Source organism: Prauserella flavalba, assembly GCF_003202235.1.
Taxonomy (GTDB): Bacteria; Actinomycetota; Actinomycetes; order Mycobacteriales; family Pseudonocardiaceae; genus Prauserella_A; species Prauserella_A flavalba.
In genome coordinates this window covers 121,636-145,056 of sequence record NZ_MASU01000007.1, presented here as the reverse complement: position 1 = coordinate 145,056, position 23,421 = coordinate 121,636, and the positions used below count along the sequence as shown (strand labels likewise).

The following is a 23,421-nucleotide window of genomic DNA, read 5'->3' as shown; positions in this document are numbered from 1 at the left end:
GATTCCCGAGGATCTCGAACTGCCCATCCAGAAGACCTCGACTTGCCTGACGCTACTTTTGCACGCCCTGACCTGACCAAGTTCTGCCGACTGGACGAGCTCGGCCTCGTCGTCACGGGCCAGCGCCTCGAACCCGACCGAGCCGTCCTCACGCGCAGGGTCGTCGAGCCCGATCAGTGGTGCCGACGCTGCGGCTGCGAGGGAAGCCCACGCGACACCGTGACCCGCCAGTTGGCACACGAGCCGCTGGGCTGGCGTCCGACGATGTTGGAGGTGCTCGTGCGCCGCTACCGGTGCACCGGCTGTGGGCATGTGTGGCGGCAGGACACGGCCTTGGCGGCCGAACCGCGGGCCAAGCTGTCGCGCCGCGGGCTGCGCTGGGCGTTGGAAGGCATCGTCGTCCAGCACCTGACCGTCGCCAGGGTCGCCGAGGGACTCGGCGTCGCGTGGAACACCGCCAACGACGCCGTCCTGGCCGAAGGCAAGCGCGTCCTGATCGACGACGAGCACCGCTTCGACGGCGGCTGGCCGAGAAGCATCCGGTGGTGCACAACCTGGTGATCTCGAACGTGCCGGGCCCGCCCATGCCGATCTATCTGCTCGGCGCGCACGTCACCGGCCTGTACCCGCTGGGCCCGGTCGTCCACGGCGCCGGACTGAACATCACCGTCCTCTCGGAGGCCGGCAAGGTCGACATCGGCCTGCTCGCCGCACGAGAACTCGTTCCAGATCTCTGGCACCTCGCCGACGCGATGCCGGAAGCACTGCAGGAACTTCTCGCCGCCAGGCCCTGATCTGACTGTCCCCCAAGGCCACCTTTGTTGCGCTGAGCGCAACAAAGGTGGCCTTGGGGGACAACCGGGGAGCGAGGGGGTTGCCGTGGTCGGCTCCCGTGGTTAAGACTAGAACGTGTTTCAGTACTGGGTAGTCTTGGCCTAGTGAGGAGCAGCGTGGACTTCACCCCCGACGAGACCCAGCGCGAGATCGCCGAGCTTGCCGCAGGAGTCCTGCGCAGGGCGGGCGACGACGGCGAGGCCGCCTGGCGGGGGCTCGCCGGGTCGGGTCTGCTGGCGCTGTCGCTGCCCGCCGACCTCGGCGGCGACGGTCTCGGGGTCGCCGAGGTCGCCGCCGTGCTCACCGAGACGGGCCGGGCCGCCGCGTCCGTGCCCGCGCTCGCGACCCTCGCGCTCGGCGTGCTGCCGCTGGGCCGCCTCGGCACGCCCGCGCAACGCGCGACCCTGCTGCCCGACGTCGCCGAGGGCCAGGCCGTGCTCACCGCCGCGCTGCACGAACCGTCCGCCCCGCTCATCGCCCGGCCTGCCACCACCGCCGTCCCGGCCGGTGGCGCGTGGCGGCTCACCGGCGTCAAGACCGCCGTGCCGTACGCCGCCACGGCGCGCCGCGTGCTCGTCCCCGCGTCGGTGCCCGGCGGCACCGGGATCTTTCTGGTGGATCCGGACGGCGAGGGCGTCACGCTGACCGCGACGCCGACGTCGGCGGGCGGCCCCGAGCACACACTCCGCCTCGACGACGCGGTGGTCGCCGACGAGGACATGCTCGACGGCCCCGCCGCCGGTGAGGGTCTGCGCGTGCTGCACCGGTACGCGCTCGCCGGGGCCGCCGCGGTCGGCGACGGAGCACTCGCGGGGGCGCTCGCGCTCACCACCACCCACCTCGGCACGCGCGAGCAGTTCGGCAGGCCGCTCGCCACGTTCCAGGCCGTCGCCCAGCAGATCGCCGACGTCTACATCGCCTCGCGCACCGTGCACCTCGCGGCGACGTCGGCCCTGTGGCGGCTCGCCACGGGCCTCGACCCGGACGCGGAACTCGGCATCGCCACCTACTGGCTCGCGCAGGAGGCTCCCGCCGCGCTCGCCGCGTGCCATCACCTGCACGGCGGAATCGGCCTCGACATCACCTATCCGCTGCACCGCTACTCGTCGCTCGTCAAGGATCTCGTGCGCGGCATCGGCGGCGTGGAGTCGCGTGTGGACGGAGTCGGCGCGCTCGTGGGGAGTGTGTGATGGACATCGAGCTCACCTCGGCCCAGCGGGAGCTGCGTGCCGAGCTGCGCCGCTACTTCGCGAACCTGGTGACGCCGCAGGAGCGCAGGACGATGCTGCGTGAGCGGCACGGCGAGACCTACCGCGCGATCGTACGCCGCATGGGCCGCGACGGCCGGCTCGGTGTCGGCTGGCCCGTCGAGTACGGCGGTCGCGGCTTCGGTCCCGTCGAGCAGCACCTCTTCGTCGACGAGGCCGCGCGGGCGGACGTGCAGCTGCCGTCGGTGACGCTGCAGACCGTCGGCCCGACGCTGCAGCAGTTCGGCACCGAGGAGCAGAAGAAGCTGTTCCTGCCGAAGATCCTCGCCGGGGAGGTGCACTTCGCGATCGGCTACAGCGAGCCGGACGCGGGCACCGACCTCGCCTCGCTGCGCACCTCGGCGGTGCGGGACGGCGACCACTACGTCGTCAACGGGCAGAAGATCTTCACCACCGGCGGGCACGACGCCGACTACATCTGGCTCGCCGTGCGCACCGATCCGGACGCCCCCAGGCACAAGGGCATCTCGATCCTCATCGTCGACACGCGCGACCCCGGCTACTCGTGGACGCCGATCATCACATGCGACGGCGCGCACCACGTCAACGCCACGTACTACTCCGACGTCCGCGTACCCGCGAACATGCTGGTGGGCAAGGAGAACCGCGGCTGGAGCCTCATCACCACGCAGCTCAACCACGAGCGCGTGATGCTCGGTCCGGCGGGGCGCATCGGCGGCCTCTACGACCGCGTGCGCGACTGGGCTGCCACCCGCAAGACACCCGGCGGCACGCCGCTGCTGGACCTGCCCGACGTGCGCAGGGCACTCGCCGAGACGCTCGCCGTGGTGCGCGTGAACGAGCTGCTCAACTGGCAGGTCGCCGTGTCGGAGCCGGGTTCCGTGGCCGACGCGTCGGCCACCAAGGTGTTCTCCTCCGACCGGCAGCAGCGGGCGAGCCGGGCGCTGGAGGAGATCGTCGGCAGGCACGGCGACCTGGCCGACCCCGAGACCGCCGAGCTGGCCGCGTGGCTGGACGTGCTGGCCAAACGCAACCTCGTGCTGACCTTCGGCGGCGGTGTCAACGAGATCCAACGGGAGCTGATCGCGATGTTCGGGCTGGGCCTGCCGAGGGTGCCGCGATGATCGACGTCGAGGAGGCCGCGCGGCGGATCGCGGCGAAGGGGGAGTCGAAGCCGAGGCTCGCGCGCGACCCCGTGAACCAGGCGATGGTCAACAACTGGGTCGAGGCGCTCGGCGACGCCAACCCGGTCTACACCGACCCCGAGTTCGCGAAGAACTCCGTCCACGGCGGACTCGTCGCGCCGCCCGCGATGGCGCAGGTGTGGTCGATGGCTGGACTGCACGGCGCCCGCGCCGCCGACGACCCGCTCGGTGCGATGATGTCCATTCTGGACGAGGCGGGCTACACGTCGGTGGTGGCGACCAACTCCGAGCAGACCTACCACCGCTACCTGCGGCCGGGCGAGCACGTGTCCTCGTCGATCCGGCTCGAGGACGTCACCGGACCCAAGCGCACCGCGCTCGGCGAGGGCTGGTTCGTCACCACCAGGACCATCTGGCGCGTCGGCGAGGAGGCCGTGGCGGAGATGGTGTTCCGCGTGCTCAAATTCAGCCCCTCGGCGCGGCGCGAGACCGTGCCCGACACGGGTGCCGTGCTGCGGCCGGTGGTCAGCCGCGACACCGAGTTCTTCTGGGAGGGCACCCGCAAGGGCGAGCTGCGGATCCAGCGCTGGGGCGGCGTGCTGCGCCATCCACCGGGGCCCATGCCACCCGACGGTGACCTCACGGCCGAAGCGGACTACGTCGTGGCCGAGGGCACCGGCACCGTCTACAGCTACCTCGTGCACCACCACCCCCAGGTACCCGGCAAGAAGACGCCGTTCGTGGTCGCGCTCGTGGAGCTGGCCGAGGGGGTGCGCGTGCTCGGCGAGCTGGTCGACGCCGACCCGGAATCGGTCTACATCGGACTCCCCGTCGAGGTGACGTTCCTGCGCGTCGACGACGAGCTGACCCTGCCAGCGTGGAAGGTGCGCGCATGACCATCGCCATCGGCACCGAGCTGCCGGAACTGACCATCGAGGCCACGCCGACGTTCGTGATCAGCACGGCACTGGCCACCCGCGACTTCCAGGACGTGCACCACGACCGCGACGCCGCGATCTCCCGCGGCTCGAAGGACATCTTCGTCAACATCCTCACCGACACCGGCCTGGTGCAGCGGTTCGTCACCGACTGGGCGGGCCCGGAGGCGCTCGTGCGCTCGATCAGGATCCGGCTCGGCGTGCCGTGTTACGCCTACGACGTCCTCACGTTCACCGGGCACGTCACCGAGATCGACGGCGACGACGCGGAGATCGCCGTCACCGCGAAGGGCAGCCTCGGCGACCACGTCACGGGCACGGTGCGCGTCACGCTGCCGGGGGCGGGCTCATGACCCTCGCGGGCAGGGCGGCCATCGCGGGCATCGGCGCCACCGAGTTTTCCAAGGACTCCGGGCGCAGCGAACTGCGGCTGGCCGCCGAGGCGGTGAGTGCGGCACTCGGCGACGCCGGGCTCACGCCGTCCGATGTGGATGGACTGGTGACGTTCACGATGGACGGCAACGCGGAGATCGCCGTCGCCCGCGAACTGGGCATTCCCGAGCTGACGTTCTTCAGCCGCGTGCATTACGGCGGAGGCGCGGCCGCGGCGACCGTGCAGCAGGCGGCGATGGCGGTGGCGACCGGGGTCGCCGAGGTGGTGGTGGCCTACCGGGCGTTCAACGAGCGTTCGGGGCACCGCTTCGGGCAGGTGTCCTCCGCCGCCGCGCAGCAGGTGAACACGTCCGGTGTGGACAACGGCTTCCACTACCCGATGGGTCTGGCCACGCCCGCCGCGACCGTGGCGATGGTGGCGCAGCGGTACCTGCACACCTACGGCGCGACGAGCGAGGACTTCGGCCGGGTCGCCGTGCTCGACCGCAAGCACGCGGCGACCAACCCGCGCGCGTGGTTCCACGGCAAGCCGATCACGCTGGAACAGCACCAGGCCTCGCGCTGGGTCGCCGAACCGCTCCACCTGCTCGACTGCTGCCAGGAGAGCGACGGCGGCGTCGCGCTCGTGATCACCAGCGCCGAGCGGGCCCGCGACCTCGCGCAGCCACCCGTCGTCATCGCGGCCGCCGCGCAGGGCAGCGGGCCCGACCAGTACATCATGACCAGCTATTACCGCGACGACCTCGCCGCGCTTCCGGAGATGGGCGTCGTGGCAAGGCAGCTGTGGCGGCAGTCCGGGCTCGATCGGTCCGATGTGGACGTCGCAGTGCTGTACGACCACTTCACGCCGTACGTGCTGATGCAGCTGGAGGAGCTCGGCTTCTGTGGCCGGGGCGAGGCCAAGGACCTCGTCGCGAGCGGGGCGCTGGAACTGGACGGGTCGCTGCCGCTCAACCCGCATGGCGGCCAGCTCGGCGAGGCCTACATCCACGGCATGAACGGCATCGCGGAGGGCGTGCGGCAGGTGAGGGGCACCGCCGTGAACCAGGTGGCCGGTGCCCGCCACGTGCTCGTCACGGCGGGCACCGGGGTGCCCACGAGCGGCCTGGTGCTCGCCGCGAGCTAGCCGGGTCGGACACGGTCTAGCGCAGGTCCTCGAACTGCTGCGCGCCCAGCACGCCCAGCAACCGCAGCTTCTCGAACGACTCCGTGCGCGGCGGCGCGGTGAGCACCAGCAGGGTCTGCGACTGGTCCTCGGTGAACAGGGCCTGGCAGTCCACCTCGATCTCCCCGAGCCGCGGGTGCACCAGCACCTTGTGGTCCACGAAGCGCTTCGCGACCTCGTGCCGCTCCCACAGCCGTGCGAACTCCGCGCTCTCGCGGTTCAGCGCCCGCACCAGCTCTCCCGCCCGGGACCGAGGGCCCATCGAACCGTGTGCGGCTCGCAGACTCGCCACCAGTGCGCGGCTCTGCCGGTCGCGGTCGTGCTCAGGGTAGATCAGGCGCTCGCGGGGGTCGGTGAACCAGCGGTAGACCTCGCTCCGGGCGTGGCCGGTGTGCCGGGAGGCGTCGCCGTACAACGCCTCCGCGAAGCGGTTCTGCACGAGCACCTCGCCGAGGCTGGACAGGATGAGCGCGGGGGTGTCCGACAGCCGGTCGAGCACCCTCAGCAGGGCGGGGGAGACGTGCGTGGCGGCCACCGTCGGGGACGGCGTGTTCCGGCCGGCCACCACGAAGAGGTAGTCGCGCTCGTCGTCGCTCAGGCGCAGCGCCCGGGCGAGCGCGGCCAGCAGCTGCTCACTCGGCTGCGGACCCCGCTGCTGCTCCAGCCGCGTGTAGTAGTCCGTCGACATCGCGGCCAGCGACGCGACCTCCTCCCGCCGCAGCCCGGGGGCTCGCCTGCGCACACCCGGCGGCAGCCCGACGTCCTCCGGCCGCAGCAGCTCCCTGCGGCGGCGCAGGAACGCCGCCAGCTCCCCACGATCCATACCCCCAGTATCCGGCCAGGGCCGCCGTGAACCAGGGACCGCGGATCCCCCGATGAGCGATCTCTGCCGCGCCCGGACGGAGTGGCCGAGGGTCGAGGCATGAACATCACCGGAAACACCGTCTTCATCCCCGGCGCCACCAGCGGCATCGGCCTGGCCCTCGCGCTCGCACTCCGGCAGCGGGGCAACACCGTGATCGTCGGCGGGCGGCGCGCCGAACTGCTGGAGAAGATCGCCATCGAACACCCCGGCGTGGACACCGTGCGGATCGACACCACCGACCCGGCGAGCATCGCGGCCGCGGCCAAGGAGGTGCTCGCCCGCCACCCCGAGCTCAACGTGCTCGTACCCATGGCCGGGATCATGCGCGTCGAGGACTGGCACCGGCCCGAGTCGTTCCTTGCCTCGGCCGAGAGCGTGGTGACGACCAACGTGCTCGGGCCGATCCGGCTGATCGCCGCGTTCATCGAGCACCTGCGGGCCCGCCCCGACGCCACGATCGTGACCGTGTCGTCGGGGCTGGCCTTCACCCCGCTCAAGGCCACCCCGAGCTACAACGCGTCCAAGGCGGCCATCCACATGCTCAGCGAGTCGCTGCGGCTGCAGCTGGCCGGCACCTCGGTGAAGGTGCTCGAGCTCGAGCCTCCGTCCGTGCGGACGGACCTGCTGCCCGGCCAGGCCGGCAACGACGACGCCATGCCGCTCGACGAGTTCGTCGCCGAGGTCATGACCATCCTGGAGAACCGGCCGGACGCGAAGGAGGTCCAGGTCGAGCGCGTCAAGTTCCTCCGCTACGGCGAGGCCCGCGGCGACTACGAGCAGGTGGTGGCCGCGCTCAACGCGGCCGACCCGCACGGGCGCTGAGCGGCGTCCGTGCGAGCCGTGTTCCGGGCATCACCTGCTTGACCCTTGGCTTGCGTGCCGCTCCATGCGACGGTTGTGCCACGGTGCGCGAGTGAGGTGACGATGCAGATCCCGGGGATGGTGGCGTGGGTGCTGACGGCGGCCTTCCTGCTGCTCACCCTGCCCTGCGTGCTCCGGCTGGTGCGGCTCGACTACGTCCGGCTCGGAAACGGGGTACGGCACATCGACCTCGCCGGCCTGCTCATGACCCTCGCGATGGTGGCCATGGTGTCACCGGTCGGCGCGCCCGTCCCGGTGCCGGGGTGGCAGGCGTTGTTCCTGCTTACCGCGGGCTGGTTCCTCGCGGGCGCGGTGCGCGGCCGCACGGCCGACGGCGTGTGCCGCCGCTGCGACCTGCACCATGCCCTCGCGGCGGTGGCGATGCTGTACATGCTCACCGCGATGCCGCACGGCGGGCACGGCACGTGGCCGACGATGGTCACGGGCGACGTGGGCGGCCTGGCGTGGCCGGTGGTGGCCGGGCTGGCGGCGGCGTACTTCTCCTTCGACGGGATCCAGGCCGGTGTCCGGGGCCTGCGAGCGCGGGGCAGGGGCACGCTCCCCGAGGGGTTCGGCTCGCGGACGTTGTGCCGCGCGGTCATGGGCCTCGGCATGGGCTACATGTTCGTCGCCGCCCTCTGAGTCACGCCTCCGTGAGCACGGCGTCGGAGAGCACGGGCGCCTCGTCGCGGTCCGGTGCCGTCGTGGTGACCAGCAGCCGCCCTTCCTCGCGCCACACCCGCGTGCGCAGCCGCTCGCCGGGCAGCACGATGCCGGCGAACTTCGCCGACCACGACCGGATCGGCCGCACGTCGGCGTCCAGCAGCGCGTCGGTCACGGCCTTGAGCACCACACCGTACGTGCACAGCCCGTGCAGGATCGGGGTGTCGAACCCGGCACTCCTCGCGAAATCGGGGTCGGCGTGCAGCGGGTTGCGGTCGCCGCAGAGCCGGTAGAGCAGCGCCTGCTGGGGCAGGGTCGGCGTGTCGAGCACCACGTCGGGCTCGCGGGCGGGCGGCTCCACGCGGTCGGACGTGCCCCGCTTGCCGCCGAAGCCGCCCTCGCCGCGGGCGAAGATGCTCGACCTCGCCGTCCACAGCGGATCGCCGGAGTCGGAGGTCACGGCGATCTCCGAGACGATCACCGCGGCCTTGCCCTTGTCGAGCACGTCCACCACCCGCGAGCGGCCGGTGGCCTTGCCCTCCACGGGAATCGGCCGGTGCAGCACCACCTCCTGCGTGCCGTGCACCACCTTGGCGAGGTCGATGCTGATACCGGGGAACGTCACGGCGGGCGGCTCGAACAGCCGCAGGTTCGGCGCCACGGTGGCGAAGCTCGGCAGCACCCGCAGGTCGCGCTCGTAGGCGTAGCGCAGCTCACGCTCGTCGGTGGGGTCGGCGCCCGCGCCCAGCGCGAGGTGGTAGAGCAGCACGTCGGACGACGTCCAGGAGAACGTGGTCTCGCCGAGGTCGGCTCCGATGGCGGTGTCGGCGTCGATGGGCACGCGAAAAGGCTCCCTACTCGTAGCTGATCGTGATCTCGTCGGTGAGCGGCAGCGACTGGCAGGCCAGCACGATGCCCTCGGCGATGTCCTCCGAGTCGAGCACGTCGTTGTTCAGCATCTTCACCTCACCGGAGACGATCCGGCAAGCACACGCGCTGCACTGACCCTCGCGGCACGAGTACGGCGCGTCGAGCCCCGCCTCCAGCAGCAGGTCCAGCAGCTTGCGGTGCCGGGGCCACGGGAACGCGTGCTCCTGCCCGTCGAGCGACACCGACAGCGCGGTCGGCTCCTCCCCGGACGGCTCCGCGGCCCCGGCGCTCGCCAAGGCCTCGAAGGGGTTGCCCTCCAGCGAGACGAACTTCTCCACGTGCACGCGTGACCTCGGCACGCCGACGTCCGCGAGCGCGGCGGTGACCTCGGCCATGAACGGCCGGGGCCCGCACACGAACGCCTCGCGCCCGGCGAGGGGCTCCGCGAGCGACCGCACGCGGGGGGCGCTCGGCAGCCCCTGCAACGTCTCCAGCCAGTGCACGAGCGTGAGCCTGCCGGGATGGGCCTCGGCGAGCTCACGCAGCGTGTCCGCGAAGATCACCGAGCGCTCGTCGCGGTTGGCGTAGACGAGCGTGACCGAACCGCTTCCCTTCGCCAGCACCGACTTCAGGATCGACAGCACCGGCGTGATGCCGCTGCCCGCGGCGAACAGGGCGAGGTCGCCGTCGAGCGAGGCCGGGGTGAACAGCCCGCTCGGCGGCAGGACCTCCAGCTCGGTGCCCGCCGCGACGTTGTCGCAGATCCAGTTCGACGCGTAGCCGTCCCGCTTGACGGTGACCTGCGGCGCCTCACCGGTGTCGGGGGAGCTCGACAGCGAGTAGCAGCGCGCCACGGAGCCGCATCGTTCGCTCGGCACCCGCACGGTGAGGAACTGGCCGGGCCGGTAGGAGAGGTCGGCGTCGAACACCACCGAGCACGCCTGCTCGGTCTCGGCGACCACGCCGGCCACCCGCAGCCGCCGCGGGGACACCTCAGTCATGGGCGAACGTGCCTTCCCTCGCGGCCTCGGCGATGCTCTCGCGCAGCTTCTCGCACGTGTCGAGCAGCGCGGGATGCACGCCCTCGGCGACCTTCTCGGCGAACACGGGGCAGCTGGTCGCCGCGTCGGTGGTCCACTGGATGCTCGTGTGCTGCGGGCTGTTCTTCTTCGCCAGCACCGTCGTGGCGCACGAGCGGCAGGCCACGGGGACGAGTCCGCCGGTGAGGAACTCCCGCCGGTCGGCGAGGGTCTCGGCCCGCCCCACTACGACACACCGGCTTCCTGCTGCTGCCGGGCCAGGTTCGCGGCGACCTCCTGCTCCCACACCTCGTTGGCGCGCGTGGTGTCCACCTCGAACTCGAAGCGCCGCGTCATGTCGTCGGTGACGTCGGCGGCGTCGACGTAGAACTGGTCGTACCAGCGGCGTAGCTGGTACACCGGGCCGTCCTCCTCGCACAGCAGCGGGTTGTCGATGCGCGTCTTGTTCTTCCAGATCTCCACGTCCTGCAGGAATCCGACGCCGATGCTCTTGGCGAACTTGCCCGCGATCTTGTCGGCCTGCTCGTCGGAGACGCCGGGCAGCTTCTTCACGATCACGCCCCACTGCAGCACGAACGAGTCCGGCGTGACGGGGTAGTGGCAGTTGATCAGCACGTTCTCGATCTCGAGGCCCTTGTACGTGTTGAGCAGGGTGTTGATCATGTACGAGGGTCCGTAGTACGACGCCTCCGAGCGCAGCAGGTTCTCCTCGCCGCCGTAGTTGGACGCCATGCCGGCGTCGGGACGGCCCTTGGTGTTGAGGTACTGCGTCGCGATGTGGCCCTCGAAGACGTTCTTGAAGTAGGTGGGGAACGCGAAGTGGATGTAGAAGAAATGGGCCATGTCCACGACGTTGTCCACGATCTCGCGGCAGTTGGCGCCCTCGATGAGCACCGAGTCCCACGTCCAGTTGCTCCACTCGCCGTCGAACACGCCCTCGATGCGGGGGATCACGACGTCGCCGGGCGGCGGGTTGCCCTCCGGGTCGTGCCACACGAACAGCTGCTTGTTCTCCTCCAGTGTGAGCCACGAGCGGGTCCGGGCCCGCAGCGGAACCCGCTTGGCGTAGGGGATCGAGACGCACTTGCCGTTGCCGCCCCAGCGCCAGTCGTGGAACGGGCACGCGATCTCGTTGCCCTTCACGGTTCCCTGTGTCAGGTCGCCGCCCATGTGCCTGCAGTACCCGTCCAGCACGTTGAGCGTGCCGTCCTCGCCCTGGAACACCACGAGCTTGGTGCCGAAAGCGTTGACGGCGTGCGGTTTCCCGTCCTTGAAGGAATCCGCGAGCCCGAGACAGTGCCAGCCGCGGGCGAATCGGGTGGGCGGTGCGCCCGCGTCGATCGTGCGAACGGCTGACTGCGTCATCGCGGACCTCCAGCGTGTCGTGCCGTGGGCTGTGCTCGATTCTGTGCGGCGAGGTGGCGCGCCGCAAGGTAGCCGAAGACCATCGCGGGCCCGATCGTCGCGCCGGGGCCGGCATAGGTCCGGCCCATCACGGCGGAGCTCGTGTTGCCCGCCGCGTACAGGCCCTCGATCGCGGTGCCGTCCTCGCGCAGCACGCGGGCGTGCACGTCGGTGACGAGCCCGCCCTTGGTGCCGAGGTCACCCGGCACGATCTTCACCGCGTAGAACGGCGCCCGCGCCAGCGGGCCGAGGCTGGGATTGGGTTTGTTGCGCGGGTCGCCGTAGTAGTGGTCGTAGGCGCTCGCGCCGCGGCCGAAGTCCTCGTCGACGCCGCGCCTGGCGAAGGCGTTGAACCGTTCGACGGTCGCCGTCAGCGCGCCCGCGGGCACCTCGATGCGTTCCGCCAGTGCCTCCAGCGTCGCGGCCTTCGCGGCGATCCCGGCCTTGAACCAGCGGCCGGGCAGGGGTTGCCGGGGGCCGAGCCCGGTGAACATGTAGCGGTTGCGGTAGCGCTGGTCGAACACCAGCCACGTCGGGATGTTGTGCGCGGGGCCCTCGCCGGGGCCGTACATCGCGTGTACGGCCTCGACGTAGGGCGCCGACTCGTTGACGAACCGCTCGCCGCGCGTGTTGACGAGGATGCAGCCGGGGCGGGAGCGCTCGGCGAGCGCGAACCACGGGCCACCGGTCAGCGGCATCGACGGTCCCCACCACGCGTCGTCCATCAGGTCCACGGTCGCGCCCAGCTGCAGCCCCGCGGTGATGCCGTCGCCGGTGTTGCCCACGGCGCCGACCGTCCACTTCGTACCGATCGGTTGCCGCTGGTACTTCTGCCGCAGCTGGTCGTTGTGCTCGAAGCCGCCCGAGGCGAGCACCACGCCGCGCCGGGCACGCAGCAGCACCTCGCGTCCGTCGCGCCGGGCGAGCACCCCGGTGACGACACCGTGCTCGCTCTGCAGGTCCGTCATGGGTGTCGACAGCCACACGGGCACGTCCGCGCGCAGCAGCCCGGCGCGCAGTCCCGCCGCGAGCGCCTGGCCCATGGAGAGCAACCGCTTGCCGGTGAGCCGTCCCGCGAGCCCGCGCAGCCCGAGCCGCAGCAGCCGGGCGATGCCGCGCGGGTGCCGGGCGAGCAGGCTCAGCCAGCGGTAGTCGGCCTGCGTGATCGGCACGCCAAGGGGAGGCGCGCTGTAGGGCGGTTCGAGGTTGGCGAGCTCGTCGCCGAGCACCTTGCCGTCGAGCGGCAGCGGTTCGACGGAGCGCCCGCCGGGCCGCCCGCCGGGAGCTTCGGGGTGGTAGTCCGAGTAGTCCCGGACCCACGTCAGCCGCAGGGGAGTGTGTTTGTGGACGAACGCGACCACCTCGGCGCCGTGGTCGAGGTAGGCCTGACGCCGCTCGGCGGGGACGACGTCGCCGACGATCGCCTCGAGGTAGCGACGGGCGTCCTCGGGCGTGTCGGTGACCCCCGCGGCGCGCAGTGCCTCGTTGCCGGGGATCCAGACGCCGCCGCCGGAGCGGGCCGTGGAGCCGCCGAAGCGGGCGGCCTTCTCGATCACCACGACGTCGAGGCCCGCATCGGCGGCGGCCAGTGCGGCGGTCATGCCCGCGGCCCCACTGCCCACGACCACGACGTCGAACTCCGCGGAGTGATCGGCGTCCCCAGCCATGCCACCTCCTGTAACACGTTATAGACGGCTTCGTCGCTGCTTGACGGCGCTTCCGTCACGATAGACGAGAACGTGTTTCAGTTCTAGGGTAGTGGACGTGAGCGGTCATGCGGATGTGATTGTCATCGGTTTCGGCGCGGCCGGCGCGTGCGCGGCCATCGAGGCCGCCGAGGCGGGCGCCGACGTGCTGGTGATCGACCGGTTCGGCGGGGGCGGGGCGAGCGCGCTGAGCGGCGGGATCGTCTACGCGGGCGGGGGAACCGCCCAGCAGCTCGACGCGGGCGTGGACGACTCGGCGGACGCGATGTTCGACTACCTCCGGCTCGAGGTCGGCGACGTGGTCTCGGCCGAGACCCTGCGCCGGTTCTGCGACGGCAGCCCGGCCATGATCACCTGGCTGGAGGAGCACGGCGTGCCCTTCGAGGGCAGCCTCTGCCCGGTCAAGACGTCCTACCCCAACAACGACTACTACCTGTACTACTCCGGCAGCGAGGCCGCGGGCGGGTTCTGCGACGCCGCGAAACCGGCGGCGCGCGGGCACCGCGCCAAGGGCAGGGGCACGTCCGGCAAGGTGCTCTTCGCCGGCCTCGCCAAGTCCGCCGGCGCGCGGGGTGTGCGCGTGCGGCCGCAGACCACGGCGTACGAGCTGATCACCGAGGACGGCGCGGTCACCGGCGTGCGGGTGCGGACGCTGCGGGACGCGCCGCGCTGGGTCCGGTGGGCACACCGGCTGCTCGGCCGGTACTCGGCCAAACCGGGGATCTACGTGCCCGCGCTGCGCAAGGTGCTGCACCGCGGGGTGGAGCGGCTCGAACGGCGTTACGCCCGCGAGGCGGCGCTGACCGCGCGCCGCGCGGTGGTGCTCACCGCGGGCGGCTTCATCGCCAACCGGGCGATGGTGCGCGAGCACGCACCCGCCTACCGTGGCGGGCTCCCGCTCGGCACGGTAGGCGACGACGGGTCGGGCCTGCGCATGGGCATCGAGGCGGGCGCCGCCACCGCCGCGCTCGACAAGGTGTCCGCGTGGCGCTTCCTCACGCCGCCCAGCGCGTTCCTTGGCGGCGTGCTCGTCGGCCCCGACGGGCGGCGGTTCATCGACGAGTCCCGGTACGGCGCCGCGATCGGCGAGGCGATGATCCGCGAGCACGGCGGCAAGGGCTGGCTGCTCGTGGACGACGAGATCGTGCGCGAGGCCCTGGCGCGGGCGCGCCGGGAGAGTCAGTGGTTCCAGTGGCTCCAGGCGGTATACCTGCTGCGCCGGGGGCGCGTGAGCGCGGACTCGGTCGAGGCGGTCGCCCGCAAGGCGGGTGTGGACGCCGGAGCGCTTGCCGAGACCGTGCGCGCCTACCGGGCCGGGAACCCCGATCCGCTCGGCAAACCCGCGGCGTTCGTGCGGCCGCTCGCGACGCCGCCGTACTCGCTGGTGGACCTCACGATCAAGCCGAACATCGGGTACCCGTGCCCGATGCTGACCCTCGGCGGCCTCGTGGTGGACGAGGACACGGGTCAGGTGCGCGACACCGGGGGCGTGCCGATCCCCGGGCTCTACGCCGCGGGACGTACCGCGGTGGGAATCTGTTCCAGTTCGTATGTGAGCGGGCTCTCGCTCGCGGACTGTGTGTTCTCGGGAAGAAGGGCCGGGCTGGCCGCGTCGGGGTGACAAAAACGAGAACGTGTTCTAGTCTTGGCGATGTCAGGCCAGGTAGACCCGCATGGTTTCGTGACCAGGAACGAGGCAGGTATGAGCGAGCAGGGCACCCACGCGGTGATCGCCGGGATCGGGGAGCTGCTGCCCGTCCTGCGTGAGCGCGCGCAGGAAACGGAGGACGCACGCCGCATTCCCGACGCGTCGATCAAGGCCCTGCAGGAGACCGGTTTCTTCAAACTGCTGCAGCCCAAGCCCTACGGCGGCTACGAGGCCGACCCGGTGACCTTCTACACCGCGGTGAAGCTCATCGCGAGCGCATGCGGCTCCACCGGCTGGGTCGCCTCGATCCTCGGGGTGCACCCGTGGCACGTCGCGCTGTTCGACGCCGAGGCCCAGCGCGAGGTGTGGAGCGAGGACCTCGACACCCGGATCTCGTCGTCCTACGCGCCGATGGGCAAGGCGACGATCGCCGAGGGAGGTTACCGGCTTTCCGGCAGGTGGAGCTTCTCGTCGGGCTGCGACCACGCGACATGGGTGCTGCTCGGCGCGCCCGCGTTCGACGCCGACGGCACGCCGGTGGACTTCTGCACCTACCTGCTGCCGATCGCCGACTACACCATCGAGGACGTGTGGGACACGGTGGGCCTGCGCGGCACCGGCAGCAACGACGTCATCGTCGACGACGTCTTCGTGCCCTCGCACCGGGCGCTGAGCTTCGTCGCCACGTCGAAATGCAAGACGCCCGGCCAGGAGGTGAACCCCGGCCCGCTGTACCGGCTGCCCTACGGTTCCGTGCACCCGAGCACCATCACGGCGCCGATCATCGGCATGGCGCAGGGCGCCTACGACGCCCACGTGGAGTACCAGCGGGAACGCGTCCGCGCCTCCTACCTGGGTGAGCAGTCCAAAGAGGACCCGTTCGCGAAGGTGCGGATCGCCGAGGCGGCCAGCGAGATCGACGCCGCGTGGCTGCAGCTGACCCACAACATCGACGAGCTGTACCGGATCGCGTGCGAGGGCGGGAAGCTCCCGTTCGCCACCCGCCTGCGGGTGCGGCGCGACCAGGTGCGCGGCACCGAGCGCGCGATCGCCGCGATCGACCGGCTCTTCGAGAACTCCGGCGGCCGCGCACTGCGTTCCGGCACGCCGATCCAGCGGTTCTGGCGCGACGCACACGCCGGGCGCGTGCACGCGGCCAACGATCCCGAGCGGGCGTACACGATGTTCGGCACCGGAGCCTTCGGGCTGCCCGTCGAGAACGCGATGGTGTGAGGGAGTGAGCATGACCGAGGGTTCGTACGTCGAGGCACGGCCGGGACTGCGGCTGCACTACCACGAGGCGGGCGCCGGGCACGCCGAGACCGTGATCCTGCTGCACGGCGGTGGGCCAGGGGCGTCGGCGTGGAGCAACTTCTCCCGCAACATCGGGGTGTTCGCCAAGTCGTTCCGCACGATCGCCGTCGACCAGCCCGGCTTCGGCCGCTCCGGCAAACCCACCGACCACCCGCAGTACTTCACGCACAGCGCGGGCGCCGTCGTGGGCCTGCTGGACGCGCTCGGCATCGAGCGCGCGCACTTCGTCGGCAACTCGCTCGGCGGGGGAGCCGCGGTACGGCTCGCGCTCGACCACCCCGCTCGCGCGGGCAGGCTCGTGCTCATGGGCCCCGGCGGGCTGAGCGTCAACGTGTTCGCACCCGATCCCACCGAGGGCGTCAAGAACCTCGCGAGGTTCGGCGGGCAGCCCACCAGGGAGAACCTCGCGGCGTTCCTGCGCGTGATGGTGTACGACCAGTCGCTGATCACCGACGAGCTGGTGGACGAACGGTTCGCGGCGGCGAGCACACCCGAGTCGCTGGCCGCGATGGCGGCGATGGGCGCGTCGTTCGCCCGGCCCGAGACCTACGAGCAGGGCATGCTGTGGCGGGAGGCCCACCGGCTGCGCCAGCGCGTGCTGCTCGTGTGGGGCCGCGAGGACCGCGTCAACCCACTCGACGGGGCGCTCGTGGCGCTGAAGACCATCCCGAGGGCACAGCTGCACGTGTTCGGCCGGTGCGGGCACTGGGCGCAGCTGGAGAAGTTCGACGAGTTCAACAGGCTGGCCATCGACTTCCTGAAGGACGAGTAATGGGTATTCGCTCGCTCGGTTACCTGCGCATCGAGGCCACGGACCTGGCCGGGTGGCGCGAGTTCGGCCTCAAGGTGCTCGGCATGGTGGAGGGCAAGGGCACCGACCCCGAAGCGCTGTACCTGCGGATGGACGACTTCCCCGCCCGGCTGGTGATCGTGCCGGGGGAGACCGACCGGCTGGCTGTGGCAGGCTGGGAGGCCGCGAACGCCGCCGAGCTCGACGAGGTGCGCGAAAGCCTTGCCGCACACGGTGTTCCGGTCAAGGAGGGCACCGCCGAGCAGAAGGCCGACCGCGGTGTGTACGACCTGATCACCTTCGACGACCCTTCCGGCAACACCCTGGAGGTCTTCCACGGCATCGCGTTGCGGCACCGGCGGGTGGTCAGCCCCTACGGGCACACGTTCGTCACCGGCGAGCAGGGACTCGGCCACGTCGTACTGTCCACTCACGACGATGAGGTCGCGCTGCGGTTCTACCGCGACGTACTGGGCTTCCGGCTGCGTGACTCGATGCGGCTGCCCCCGCAGCTGGTGGGCAGGCCCGTCGACGGCGACCCGGCGTGGCTGCGGTTCTTCGGCTGCAACCCGCGCCACCACAGCCTCGCGTTCCTGCCCATGCCGACGCCGAGCGGGATCGTGCACCTGATGGTCGAGGTGGAGAACACCGACGACGTCGGCCTGTGCCTCGACCGCGCGCTGCGGCGCAAGGTGCCGATGTCGGCGACGCTGGGCAGGCACGTCAACGACCTGATGCTGTCGTTCTACATGAAGACGCCAGGGGGGTTCGACGTCGAGTTCGGCTGTGAGGGCAGGCAGGTCGACGACGAGTCCTGGATCGCGAGGGAGAGCACCGCGGTGAGCCTGTGGGGGCACGACTTCTCCGTCGGCGCGCGATGACCTCGGTGACGCTCGGTCCCGCGCGGTTCCGGTCGGTGCTCGGGCACTTCTGCACGGGCGTGGCCGTGGTGACGGCGTGCGACGGTGACGAGCCGGTCGGCTTCGCCTGCCAGTCCTTCGCCGCGCTGTCCCTGGATCCGCCGCTCGTACTGTTCTGCCCGGCGCGGACCTCGCGCACGTGGCCGGTGATCGAGCGGGCGGGACGTTTCGCCGTGAACGTCCTCTCCGGCGAGCAGCGCGACGTGAGCGTGACGTTCGGCGCGCGGGGAGCCGACAAGTTCGCCTCGGTGGACTGGACGCGCGCGCCGAGCGGCGCCCCGCTGCTGACCGGTGCGCTGACGTGGATCGACTGCGATCTCGACGCCGTGCACGAGGCCGGTGACCACTACGTCGTGATCGGCCGGGTGACCGCGCTCGGTGAGGTGTCGGACGCCCAGCCGCTGCTGTTCTACCGGGGCCGCTACACGGTGGCCGAGACCGGGGCCGTGGGGGAGCTGTTCGGCTGGCCCCGCCCCGACGACTGGTTCTAGACCCGGCCGCAGTGAAGGCGGCCATCACTGCGGGGGCTGTTCAGCTGAGCTTGTGCACGCGCACGCCCTCGAAGCGGGTGAAGTCCGCGTCGAAGGACACCACCTCGGCACCGTGCTGGGCCGCGATCGCCGCCAGATGGGCGTCGTTGACGAGGTTGCCCGCCGTACCGGCCTTGCCCAGCAGCCCGCGCAGCATTCCGGCATGCCGGCTCGTCGGCTCAACGAGCACCGCTCCGGGCTGACCCAGCCACGCCTCGACCGTGTCGAACGCGGTCTCCTGCGACAGCGGGCGAGGGAAGATCCCCGGGTGCGTGCTGATGCGGAGGAACGCCAGCAGCACGATCCACGAGAAGCCCACGGTCTCCTCGCCGGAGAGCGCCTCGTCCAGCCACTCGCGGGCGGCGCGGTGCTGAGGCACGTCGCTGTTGACGGCGTAGAGCAGGACGTTGGCGTCGACGATCTTCATCGGCCGGTGGCGAGCTTGCGCTGCAGTTCGGCGTCCTCGAGGTCGGCGGCCACGCGCAGCGCGTGGTCGAGCGGCACGGTGGGGCCGCCCATCGCGAACGTGGGGGTGTGGAACCGCTCGCGGGCGGGGGTGCCCAGCGCGGAGCGCAACGCGCTGTTGACGGCTTCCTTGAACGACAGTCCGCGCTCGGCCATCAGCTTGCGCACGAGCGCCTCGACGTCCGGGTCCAGCGTGATCGTCGTCCTCACCGGTGCATCATAGCATCAAACATGGTGATGCATCGATGTCTCTGGTGGCCGTGAGGCCCGCATGAGGTATCAACGGCCCATGACTCACGAACGCGTGGCGGTGGTGACGGGTGCCGGTTCCGGGATCGGCAGGAGCGTGGCGAGGGCGATGCTCGCGGACGGTTACCGGGTCGCGCTCGCGGGCAGGCGGGTGGACCCGCTCACCGAGACCGCCGGCGGCTCGGAGCGGGCGCTCGTCGTGCCCACGGACGTCACCGACGACGCGCAGGTCGCCGCGTTGTTCGGCGAGGTACGCCGCAACTGGGGCCGGGTGGACGTGCTGTTCAACAACGCGGGCACGTTCGGCGCACCGGGCTCGGTCGACACACTCGCGGTGGAGGAGTGGCGGCGGACCGTGGACGTGAACCTCACGGGCATGTTCCTGTGCGCGCACCACGCGGTGCGGCTGATGAAGGAACAGGACCCGAGGGGCGGGCGGATCATCAACAACGGCTCGATCTCCGCGCACTCGCCACGGCCCGAGACCGTGGCCTACACCGCCACCAAGCACGCGATCACCGGGCTGACGAAGTCGATCTCACTGGACGGCAGGGCATTCGACGTCGCGTGTGGACAGATCGACATCGGCAACGCCGCGACGGAGCTGACCGCGGGCATCGCGACCGGCGCCAGGCAGGCCGACGGCAGTGTGCGGCCGGAGCCGACGTTCGACGTCGAGCACGTGGCGGAGGCCGTGCTGGGTATGGCGGCACTGCCGCTGTCGGCGAACGTGCAGTTCCTCACGCTCACCGCCACGGCGATGCCGTTCCTCGGCAGGGGCTGATCCGGCCGGGCAAACCCCAATGGGTTGTCTCGGTCATCCGACCGGGTCACGTCGCGATCGGGCGCGGGCAGCGGGGGAAGCCCCGTCTCGTGCGGAAACGACGGCTCCCTGGGGGTGATGGTCCGGTGACGACACGGCGATGGCTGGCCGCGCTGGGTGCGGCGCTCGTCCTGCCGATCCTGACGGGGGCGGCCGCGCCCCCGCAGGTGCCCGCGCAGGCCGCCCAGCAGCAGCCCGCGGCCGACTCCGGCGACGGCGACGGCAACCCCGGCCTGTGGGGCCTGCTCGGCCTGACCGGCCTGCTGGGACTCGCGGGGCTGGTGCGGCGCAGGCCCAAGCCCACCCGAGGTGACCCGCTGGCCGCCTACCCCGCCGCTCGCCGGCAGCCGGCGCCGCACGGGCCCGCGGCGCGCCACCGTGCCGAGGGCGGCCCGTCCTTCTCCTCGGCGGAGACGGCGCCGGTCAGCGTGAACGGGCACAGGCCGCCCGCCGCGCCGGGCGACGTTCCGCCCCACGCGCCCCAGTACCCGCCACCGCGGGAGGACTGAGCGCCACCGGTCTGAAAAATCTTGCGTTGACGGCCTCCTCCGGCCGGGCGCATGATCCGGTGCGCAGGGGGCCGGCACTGGAGGCACTGCCATGACTTTCATGCAACTCATCGAGTTCAGCACGTCGCGGTACGACGAGATGAACGAGCTCATGGAGAGCTGGATGCGGGAGACGGAGGGCAAGCGGACCGCCACCCACGCGGTGATGGGCAGCGACCGCGACCACCCGGGCACCTATGTCGAGCTGGTGGAGTTCCCGTCCTACGAGGAAGCCATGAAGAACTCCGACCTGCCCGAGACGAGCAGGTTCGCGGAGCGGATGACGGCCCTGTGCGACGGCCCGCCCGTCTTCCACAACCTCGACGTCGTCAGGGACGAGAAGCTGTAGCCCTCACAGGCGTTCGAGGACGGTGGCCGTGGACAGCGCCCCGCCCGCGCACATGGTCACCAGCGCCGTCGCCGCGTCGCGCCGTTCCAGCTCGTGCAGCGCGGTGGTGAGCAGCCGGGTGCCCGTGCTGCCGACCGGGTGGCCGAGCGCGATCGCGCCGCCGTTGACGTTCACGGCGGCCGGGTCGGGCTCGTGCACCCGATGCCAGGACAGGACGACGGAGGCGAACGCCTCGTTCACCTCGAACAGGTCGAGGTCGCCGATCGTCATGCGGGCCCGCTCCAGCACCCGCGTGGTGGCCTGCACGGGCCCGTCGAGGTGGTAGTACGGCTCGGCGCCGACCAGGGCCTGCGCGCGCAGGCGCGCCCTCGGGCGGAGGCCGAGCGCGCGGGCCCGGTCCGCGTCCATGATCAGCACCGCCGACGCGCCGTCGGAGATCTGCGACGACGTGCCCGCGGTGTGCACGCCGCCGTCGAGCACGGGCTTGAGCTTCGCGAGCGCCCCGGTGCTGGTCTCCCGCAGCCCCTGGTCCCGGCCGACCAGCCGGGTCTCGCCCGTCGGCTCGCCGTCCTCGGCCGGCATGGGCGCCTTGACCGGCACGACCTCGCGGTCGAAGCGGCCCTCGGCCCAGGCGGTCGCCGCCTTGCGCTGAGAGCCGAGCCCGAACGCGTCGATGTCGGCACGGCTGAGCCCGCGGCGCCGCGCGATGCGCTCGGCGGCCTCGTACTGGTTGGGCATGTCGATCGACCACGACGCCGGTCTGCGGGATCCCGCGTCGACGCCCTGGTTGGCACCCAGCGGCACCCGGCTCATCGCCTCGACTCCGCACGCGATGCCGATCTCGATCGCGTCCGCGGCGATCAGCCCGGCCACCAGGTGGGCCGCCTGCTGCGCCGATCCACACTGCGCGTCGACGGTCGTCGCCCCGGTCTCCCGGGGCAGGCCCGCGTGCAGCCAGGCGGTGCGCGCGATGTTGCCCGCCTGCTCGCCGGCCTGCGTCACGGTGCCGGCGATGACCTGCTCGACGAGCTGCGCGTCGAGTCCGGCGCGCTCGACGAGCGCGGTCTGGGCCGCGCCGAGCAGCTCGGCGGCGTGCAGGCCGGACAGCCAGCCGTTGCGCCTGCCGATCGGGGTGCGCACGGCCTCGACGATGACGGGTACGCCCACGCTGGTCTCCTCGGTTTGGGGGAAGTAGCTCAAAAACTAGAACACGTTCTCAAGCTTGGCAACGCTCAGCGAGGTCAACCGCCATTCGGTGACCGATTGCGAACGCGTTGTCTACCAGGAGTTTCAAGATCCTCATCGATCCAGTAAACATCGTTCACTAAATCCCTTCCCGTAGTTAACGCCGTATGCTTCAATCAGGCTCTAGAACGTGTTCCACGACGCTGCTGTCGGAGGTACGGCGTATGAGCCCCTCGCTGCTCCCCACCGGATTCGACTTCACCGATCCCGACCTGTACGCCACCCGGCTGCCGCTGGAGGAGTTCGCGCTGCTGCGGCGCACGGCCCCGGTGTGGTGGAACGCCCAGCCCTACAACAAGGCCGGGTTCAAGGACGAGGGCTTCTGGGTGGTCACCCGGCTCGAGGACGTCAAGGCCGTCTCGAGGGACAGCCAGCTGTTCTCGTCGCAGGAGAAGACGGCCATCATCCGGTTCGACGAGAACATGGACGAGGACGGCATCAACGCCAACCGGCTCGTGCTGCTCAACATGGACGCGCCGCAGCACACCAAGCTACGCCGCATCGTGTCCAAGGGGTTCACCCCGCGGGCGATCGGCAAGCTGGAGGACGCGCTGCGCGAGCGCGCCCAGCAGATCGCGCACACCGCCAAGGCCAAGGGCTCAGGTGACTTCGTCGCCGACGTCGCGTGTGAGCTGCCGCTGCAGGCCATCGCGGAACTGATCGGCATCCCGCAGGAGGACCGGCTCAAGATCTTCGACTGGTCCAACCAGATGATCGGCTACGACGACCCCGAGTACGACGTGGAGCCGATCGCCGCCTCGGCCGAGCTCGTCGGCTACGCGTTCAACATGGCCGAGCAGCGCCGCCAGTGCCCGATGGACGACATCGTCACCAAGCTCGTCCAGGCCGATGTGGACGGTGAATCGCTCGCGTCCGACGAGTTCGGCTTCTTCGTGATCCTCCTTGCCGTCGCGGGCAACGAGACCACGCGCAACGCGATCACGCACGGCATGAAGGCGTTCCTCGACCACCCCGACCAGTGGGAGATCTACAAGGAGCAGCGGCCCAAGACCGCGCCCGACGAGATCGTGCGCTGGGCGACGCCGGTGGTCGCGTTCCAGCGCACGGCGACCGCCGACACCGAGCTCGGCGGGCAGCACATCAGGGCGGGCGACCGCGTCGGCATGTTCTACAGCTCCGCCAACTTCGACCCCGAGGTGTTCGACGAGCCCGAGAAGTTCGACATTCTGCGCGAGGACAATCCGCACGTCGGCTTCGGCGGCACCGGATCGCACTACTGCATCGGCGCCAACCTCGCGCGCCTGGAGATCGACCTCATCTTCAACGCGATCGCCGACGTGATGCCGAACATCCGCGAGCTGGCCCCACCCGACCGCCTGCGCTCCGGCTGGCTCAACGGTATCAAGCACTACCAGGTCGCCTACGAGTAAACCGGGTGCGCGAACGCGTGCCCGCTGGCACGCTGG

At 71.1% G+C, this 23,421-nt stretch carries 24 protein-coding genes and 3 pseudogenes; 18 read left to right on the top strand and 9 right to left on the bottom strand.

The genetic code is table 11. The annotated features are described in order from the left end of the window. Positions 1-42: 42 nt before the first annotated feature. The 7 genes and pseudogenes from BA062_RS19190 to BA062_RS19160 all read left to right on the top strand — a co-directional run. Positions 43-522 (top strand): annotated as a pseudogene (locus BA062_RS19190) (ISL3 family transposase); the annotation flags it as partial. Beyond that, positions 504-794 (top strand): annotated as a pseudogene (locus BA062_RS19185) (WS/DGAT domain-containing protein); the annotation flags it as partial. The pseudogenes BA062_RS19190 and BA062_RS19185, both read left to right, overlap by 19 nt. Positions 795-950: 156 nt before the next feature. Then, complete coding sequence (locus BA062_RS19180; RefSeq protein WP_110338628.1) at positions 951-2,024, top strand: acyl-CoA dehydrogenase family protein; 1,074 nt, start codon at positions 951-953, stop codon at positions 2,022-2,024. Next, positions 2,024-3,187 carry an acyl-CoA dehydrogenase family protein gene (locus BA062_RS19175; RefSeq protein ID WP_110338626.1) on the top strand — a complete coding sequence of 388 codons (1,164 nt, stop codon included), beginning with the start codon at positions 2,024-2,026 and terminating at the stop codon, positions 3,185-3,187. Before BA062_RS19180 ends, BA062_RS19175 begins: the two co-directional genes overlap by 1 nt. Next, complete coding sequence (locus tag BA062_RS19170; protein WP_110339062.1) at positions 3,187-4,104, top strand: bifunctional MaoC family dehydratase N-terminal/OB-fold nucleic acid binding domain-containing protein; 918 nt, start codon at positions 3,187-3,189, stop codon at positions 4,102-4,104. Before BA062_RS19175 ends, BA062_RS19170 begins: the two co-directional genes overlap by 1 nt. Beyond that, positions 4,101-4,499, top strand: coding sequence for a MaoC family dehydratase (locus BA062_RS19165; RefSeq protein WP_110338624.1), 399 nt, complete (start codon positions 4,101-4,103; stop codon positions 4,497-4,499). The genes BA062_RS19170 and BA062_RS19165 overlap by 4 nt, the downstream gene beginning before the upstream one ends. Then, positions 4,496-5,665 carry a lipid-transfer protein gene (locus BA062_RS19160; protein WP_110338622.1) on the top strand — a complete coding sequence of 390 codons (1,170 nt, stop codon included), beginning with the start codon at positions 4,496-4,498 and terminating at the stop codon, positions 5,663-5,665. The genes BA062_RS19165 and BA062_RS19160 overlap by 4 nt, the downstream gene beginning before the upstream one ends. A gap of 16 nt (positions 5,666-5,681) precedes the next feature. Here BA062_RS19160 and BA062_RS19155 read toward each other — a convergent pair whose 3' ends face one another. After that, on the bottom strand, positions 5,682-6,527 hold the full coding sequence (locus BA062_RS19155; protein WP_110338620.1) for a helix-turn-helix transcriptional regulator: 846 nt from the start codon (positions 6,525-6,527) through the stop codon (positions 5,682-5,684). Positions 6,528-6,626: 99 nt separating this feature from the next. Between BA062_RS19155 and BA062_RS19150 the strand changes: the two genes are divergently transcribed. Beyond that, positions 6,627-7,391, top strand: a complete 765-nt coding sequence (locus tag BA062_RS19150; RefSeq protein WP_110338619.1) for an SDR family oxidoreductase — start codon at positions 6,627-6,629, stop codon at positions 7,389-7,391. 102 nt (positions 7,392-7,493) lie between these two features. Next, positions 7,494-8,072, top strand: a complete 579-nt coding sequence (locus BA062_RS19145; RefSeq protein WP_110338617.1) for a DUF5134 domain-containing protein — start codon at positions 7,494-7,496, stop codon at positions 8,070-8,072. Position 8,073: 1 nt separating this feature from the next. Here BA062_RS19145 and BA062_RS19140 read toward each other — a convergent pair whose 3' ends face one another. The 5 genes from BA062_RS19140 to kstD are packed head-to-tail and all read right to left on the bottom strand — an operon-like array spanning position 8,074 to position 13,074. Continuing rightward, positions 8,074-8,934: a MaoC/PaaZ C-terminal domain-containing protein gene (locus BA062_RS19140; RefSeq protein ID WP_110338615.1), complete on the bottom strand. Its 861-nt coding sequence runs from the start codon at positions 8,932-8,934 to the stop codon at positions 8,074-8,076. 13 nt (positions 8,935-8,947) lie between these two features. Beyond that, a complete protein-coding gene (locus BA062_RS19135; protein ID WP_110338613.1) occupies positions 8,948-9,964 on the bottom strand; it encodes a ferredoxin--NADP reductase in 1,017 nt (338 codons plus the stop codon). Beyond that, a complete protein-coding gene (locus tag BA062_RS19130) occupies positions 9,957-10,229 on the bottom strand; it encodes a hypothetical protein (protein WP_110338611.1) in 273 nt (90 codons plus the stop codon). The genes BA062_RS19135 and BA062_RS19130 overlap by 8 nt, the downstream gene beginning before the upstream one ends. Further along, the gene (locus tag BA062_RS19125; protein WP_110338609.1) at positions 10,229-11,368 is read right to left on the bottom strand and encodes a 3-ketosteroid-9-alpha-monooxygenase, oxygenase component; all 1,140 of its coding nucleotides are present in this window, start codon (positions 11,366-11,368) and stop codon (positions 10,229-10,231) included. Before BA062_RS19125 ends, BA062_RS19130 begins: the two co-directional genes overlap by 1 nt. Further along, positions 11,365-13,074: a 3-oxosteroid 1-dehydrogenase gene (gene kstD / locus BA062_RS19120; protein WP_110338607.1), complete on the bottom strand. Its 1,710-nt coding sequence runs from the start codon at positions 13,072-13,074 to the stop codon at positions 11,365-11,367. The genes BA062_RS19125 and kstD overlap by 4 nt, the downstream gene beginning before the upstream one ends. A gap of 91 nt (positions 13,075-13,165) precedes the next feature. Between kstD and BA062_RS19115 the strand changes: the two are divergent. The 5 genes and pseudogenes from BA062_RS19115 to hsaB all read left to right on the top strand — a co-directional run bounded on the left by BA062_RS19115 (position 13,166) and on the right by hsaB (position 18,276). Continuing rightward, positions 13,166-14,756 (top strand): annotated as a pseudogene (locus tag BA062_RS19115) (FAD-binding protein). A gap of 59 nt (positions 14,757-14,815) precedes the next feature. Then, on the top strand, positions 14,816-15,994 hold the full coding sequence (gene hsaA, locus BA062_RS19110) for a 3-hydroxy-9,10-secoandrosta-1,3,5(10)-triene-9,17-dione monooxygenase oxygenase subunit (RefSeq protein WP_110338605.1): 1,179 nt from the start codon (positions 14,816-14,818) through the stop codon (positions 15,992-15,994). Positions 15,995-16,004: 10 nt separating this feature from the next. Continuing rightward, positions 16,005-16,847: a 4,5:9,10-diseco-3-hydroxy-5,9,17-trioxoandrosta-1(10),2-diene-4-oate hydrolase gene (gene hsaD, locus BA062_RS19105; RefSeq protein ID WP_168214018.1), complete on the top strand. Its 843-nt coding sequence runs from the start codon at positions 16,005-16,007 to the stop codon at positions 16,845-16,847. After that, on the top strand, positions 16,847-17,746 hold the full coding sequence (gene hsaC / locus BA062_RS19100) for an iron-dependent extradiol dioxygenase HsaC (RefSeq protein ID WP_110338601.1): 900 nt from the start codon (positions 16,847-16,849) through the stop codon (positions 17,744-17,746). The genes hsaD and hsaC overlap by 1 nt, the downstream gene beginning before the upstream one ends. After that, complete coding sequence (hsaB, locus tag BA062_RS19095) at positions 17,743-18,276, top strand: 3-hydroxy-9,10-secoandrosta-1,3,5(10)-triene-9,17-dione monooxygenase reductase subunit (RefSeq protein WP_110338599.1); 534 nt, start codon at positions 17,743-17,745, stop codon at positions 18,274-18,276. The genes hsaC and hsaB overlap by 4 nt, the downstream gene beginning before the upstream one ends. A 40-nt stretch (positions 18,277-18,316) precedes the next feature. On the opposite strand, the gene BA062_RS19090 is transcribed toward hsaB, so the two are convergent. Both BA062_RS19090 and BA062_RS19085 read right to left on the bottom strand, forming a co-directional pair. Beyond that, positions 18,317-18,742 (bottom strand): type II toxin-antitoxin system VapC family toxin, encoded by a 426-nt coding sequence (locus tag BA062_RS19090; protein WP_110338597.1) that lies wholly within the window; start codon positions 18,740-18,742, stop codon positions 18,317-18,319. After that, on the bottom strand, positions 18,739-18,990 hold the full coding sequence (locus tag BA062_RS19085; RefSeq protein ID WP_110338595.1) for a ribbon-helix-helix domain-containing protein: 252 nt from the start codon (positions 18,988-18,990) through the stop codon (positions 18,739-18,741). Before BA062_RS19085 ends, BA062_RS19090 begins: the two co-directional genes overlap by 4 nt. 79 nt (positions 18,991-19,069) lie before the next feature. Here BA062_RS19085 and BA062_RS19080 point away from each other — a divergent pair, with 79 nt between their 5' ends. The 3 genes from BA062_RS19080 (at position 19,070) to BA062_RS19070 (ending at position 20,749) form a co-directional block, all read left to right on the top strand. After that, the gene (locus tag BA062_RS19080; protein ID WP_110338593.1) at positions 19,070-19,813 is read left to right on the top strand and encodes an SDR family oxidoreductase; all 744 of its coding nucleotides are present in this window, start codon (positions 19,070-19,072) and stop codon (positions 19,811-19,813) included. A gap of 125 nt (positions 19,814-19,938) precedes the next feature. Beyond that, on the top strand, positions 19,939-20,361 hold the full coding sequence (locus BA062_RS19075) for a hypothetical protein (RefSeq protein WP_110338591.1): 423 nt from the start codon (positions 19,939-19,941) through the stop codon (positions 20,359-20,361). 91 nt (positions 20,362-20,452) lie between these two features. Further along, positions 20,453-20,749 (top strand): hypothetical protein, encoded by a 297-nt coding sequence (locus BA062_RS19070; protein ID WP_110338589.1) that lies wholly within the window; start codon positions 20,453-20,455, stop codon positions 20,747-20,749. A gap of 3 nt (positions 20,750-20,752) precedes the next feature. On the opposite strand, the gene BA062_RS19065 is transcribed toward BA062_RS19070, so the two are convergent. Next, entirely contained in the window at positions 20,753-21,916 is a 1,164-nt protein-coding gene (locus BA062_RS19065; RefSeq protein WP_110338587.1) for a steroid 3-ketoacyl-CoA thiolase, read from the bottom strand. 242 nt (positions 21,917-22,158) lie between these two features. Between BA062_RS19065 and BA062_RS19060 the strand changes: the two genes are divergently transcribed. Then, positions 22,159-23,385, top strand: a complete 1,227-nt coding sequence (locus BA062_RS19060) for a cytochrome P450 (protein ID WP_110338585.1) — start codon at positions 22,159-22,161, stop codon at positions 23,383-23,385. The last annotated feature ends 36 nt before the right edge of the window (positions 23,386-23,421 follow it).

Excerpts from the sequence above, each read along its gene's own strand:
- BA062_RS19175 (WP_110338626.1), top strand. The coding sequence starts at position 2,024 with ATGGACATCGAGCTCACCTCGGCCCAGCGGGAGCTGCGTGCCGAGCTG.
- BA062_RS19165 (WP_110338624.1), top strand. The coding sequence starts at position 4,101 with ATGACCATCGCCATCGGCACCGAGCTGCCGGAACTGACCATCGAGGCC.
- BA062_RS19160 (WP_110338622.1), top strand. The coding sequence starts at position 4,496 with ATGACCCTCGCGGGCAGGGCGGCCATCGCGGGCATCGGCGCCACCGAG.
- BA062_RS19155 (WP_110338620.1), bottom strand. The coding sequence starts at position 6,527 with ATGGATCGTGGGGAGCTGGCGGCGTTCCTGCGCCGCCGCAGGGAGCTG.
- BA062_RS19150 (WP_110338619.1), top strand. The coding sequence starts at position 6,627 with ATGAACATCACCGGAAACACCGTCTTCATCCCCGGCGCCACCAGCGGC.
- BA062_RS19145 (WP_110338617.1), top strand. The coding sequence starts at position 7,494 with ATGCAGATCCCGGGGATGGTGGCGTGGGTGCTGACGGCGGCCTTCCTG.
- BA062_RS19135 (WP_110338613.1), bottom strand. The coding sequence starts at position 9,964 with ATGACTGAGGTGTCCCCGCGGCGGCTGCGGGTGGCCGGCGTGGTCGCC.
- BA062_RS19125 (WP_110338609.1), bottom strand. The coding sequence starts at position 11,368 with ATGACGCAGTCAGCCGTTCGCACGATCGACGCGGGCGCACCGCCCACC.
- kstD (WP_110338607.1), bottom strand. The coding sequence starts at position 13,074 with ATGGCTGGGGACGCCGATCACTCCGCGGAGTTCGACGTCGTGGTCGTG.
- hsaA (WP_110338605.1), top strand. The coding sequence starts at position 14,816 with ATGAGCGAGCAGGGCACCCACGCGGTGATCGCCGGGATCGGGGAGCTG.
- hsaD (WP_168214018.1), top strand. The coding sequence starts at position 16,005 with ATGACCGAGGGTTCGTACGTCGAGGCACGGCCGGGACTGCGGCTGCAC.
- hsaC (WP_110338601.1), top strand. The coding sequence starts at position 16,847 with ATGGGTATTCGCTCGCTCGGTTACCTGCGCATCGAGGCCACGGACCTG.
- hsaB (WP_110338599.1), top strand. The coding sequence starts at position 17,743 with ATGACCTCGGTGACGCTCGGTCCCGCGCGGTTCCGGTCGGTGCTCGGG.
- BA062_RS19090 (WP_110338597.1), bottom strand. The coding sequence starts at position 18,742 with ATGAAGATCGTCGACGCCAACGTCCTGCTCTACGCCGTCAACAGCGAC.
- BA062_RS19080 (WP_110338593.1), top strand. The coding sequence starts at position 19,070 with ATGACTCACGAACGCGTGGCGGTGGTGACGGGTGCCGGTTCCGGGATC.
- BA062_RS19070 (WP_110338589.1), top strand. The coding sequence starts at position 20,453 with ATGACTTTCATGCAACTCATCGAGTTCAGCACGTCGCGGTACGACGAG.
- BA062_RS19060 (WP_110338585.1), top strand. The coding sequence starts at position 22,159 with ATGAGCCCCTCGCTGCTCCCCACCGGATTCGACTTCACCGATCCCGAC.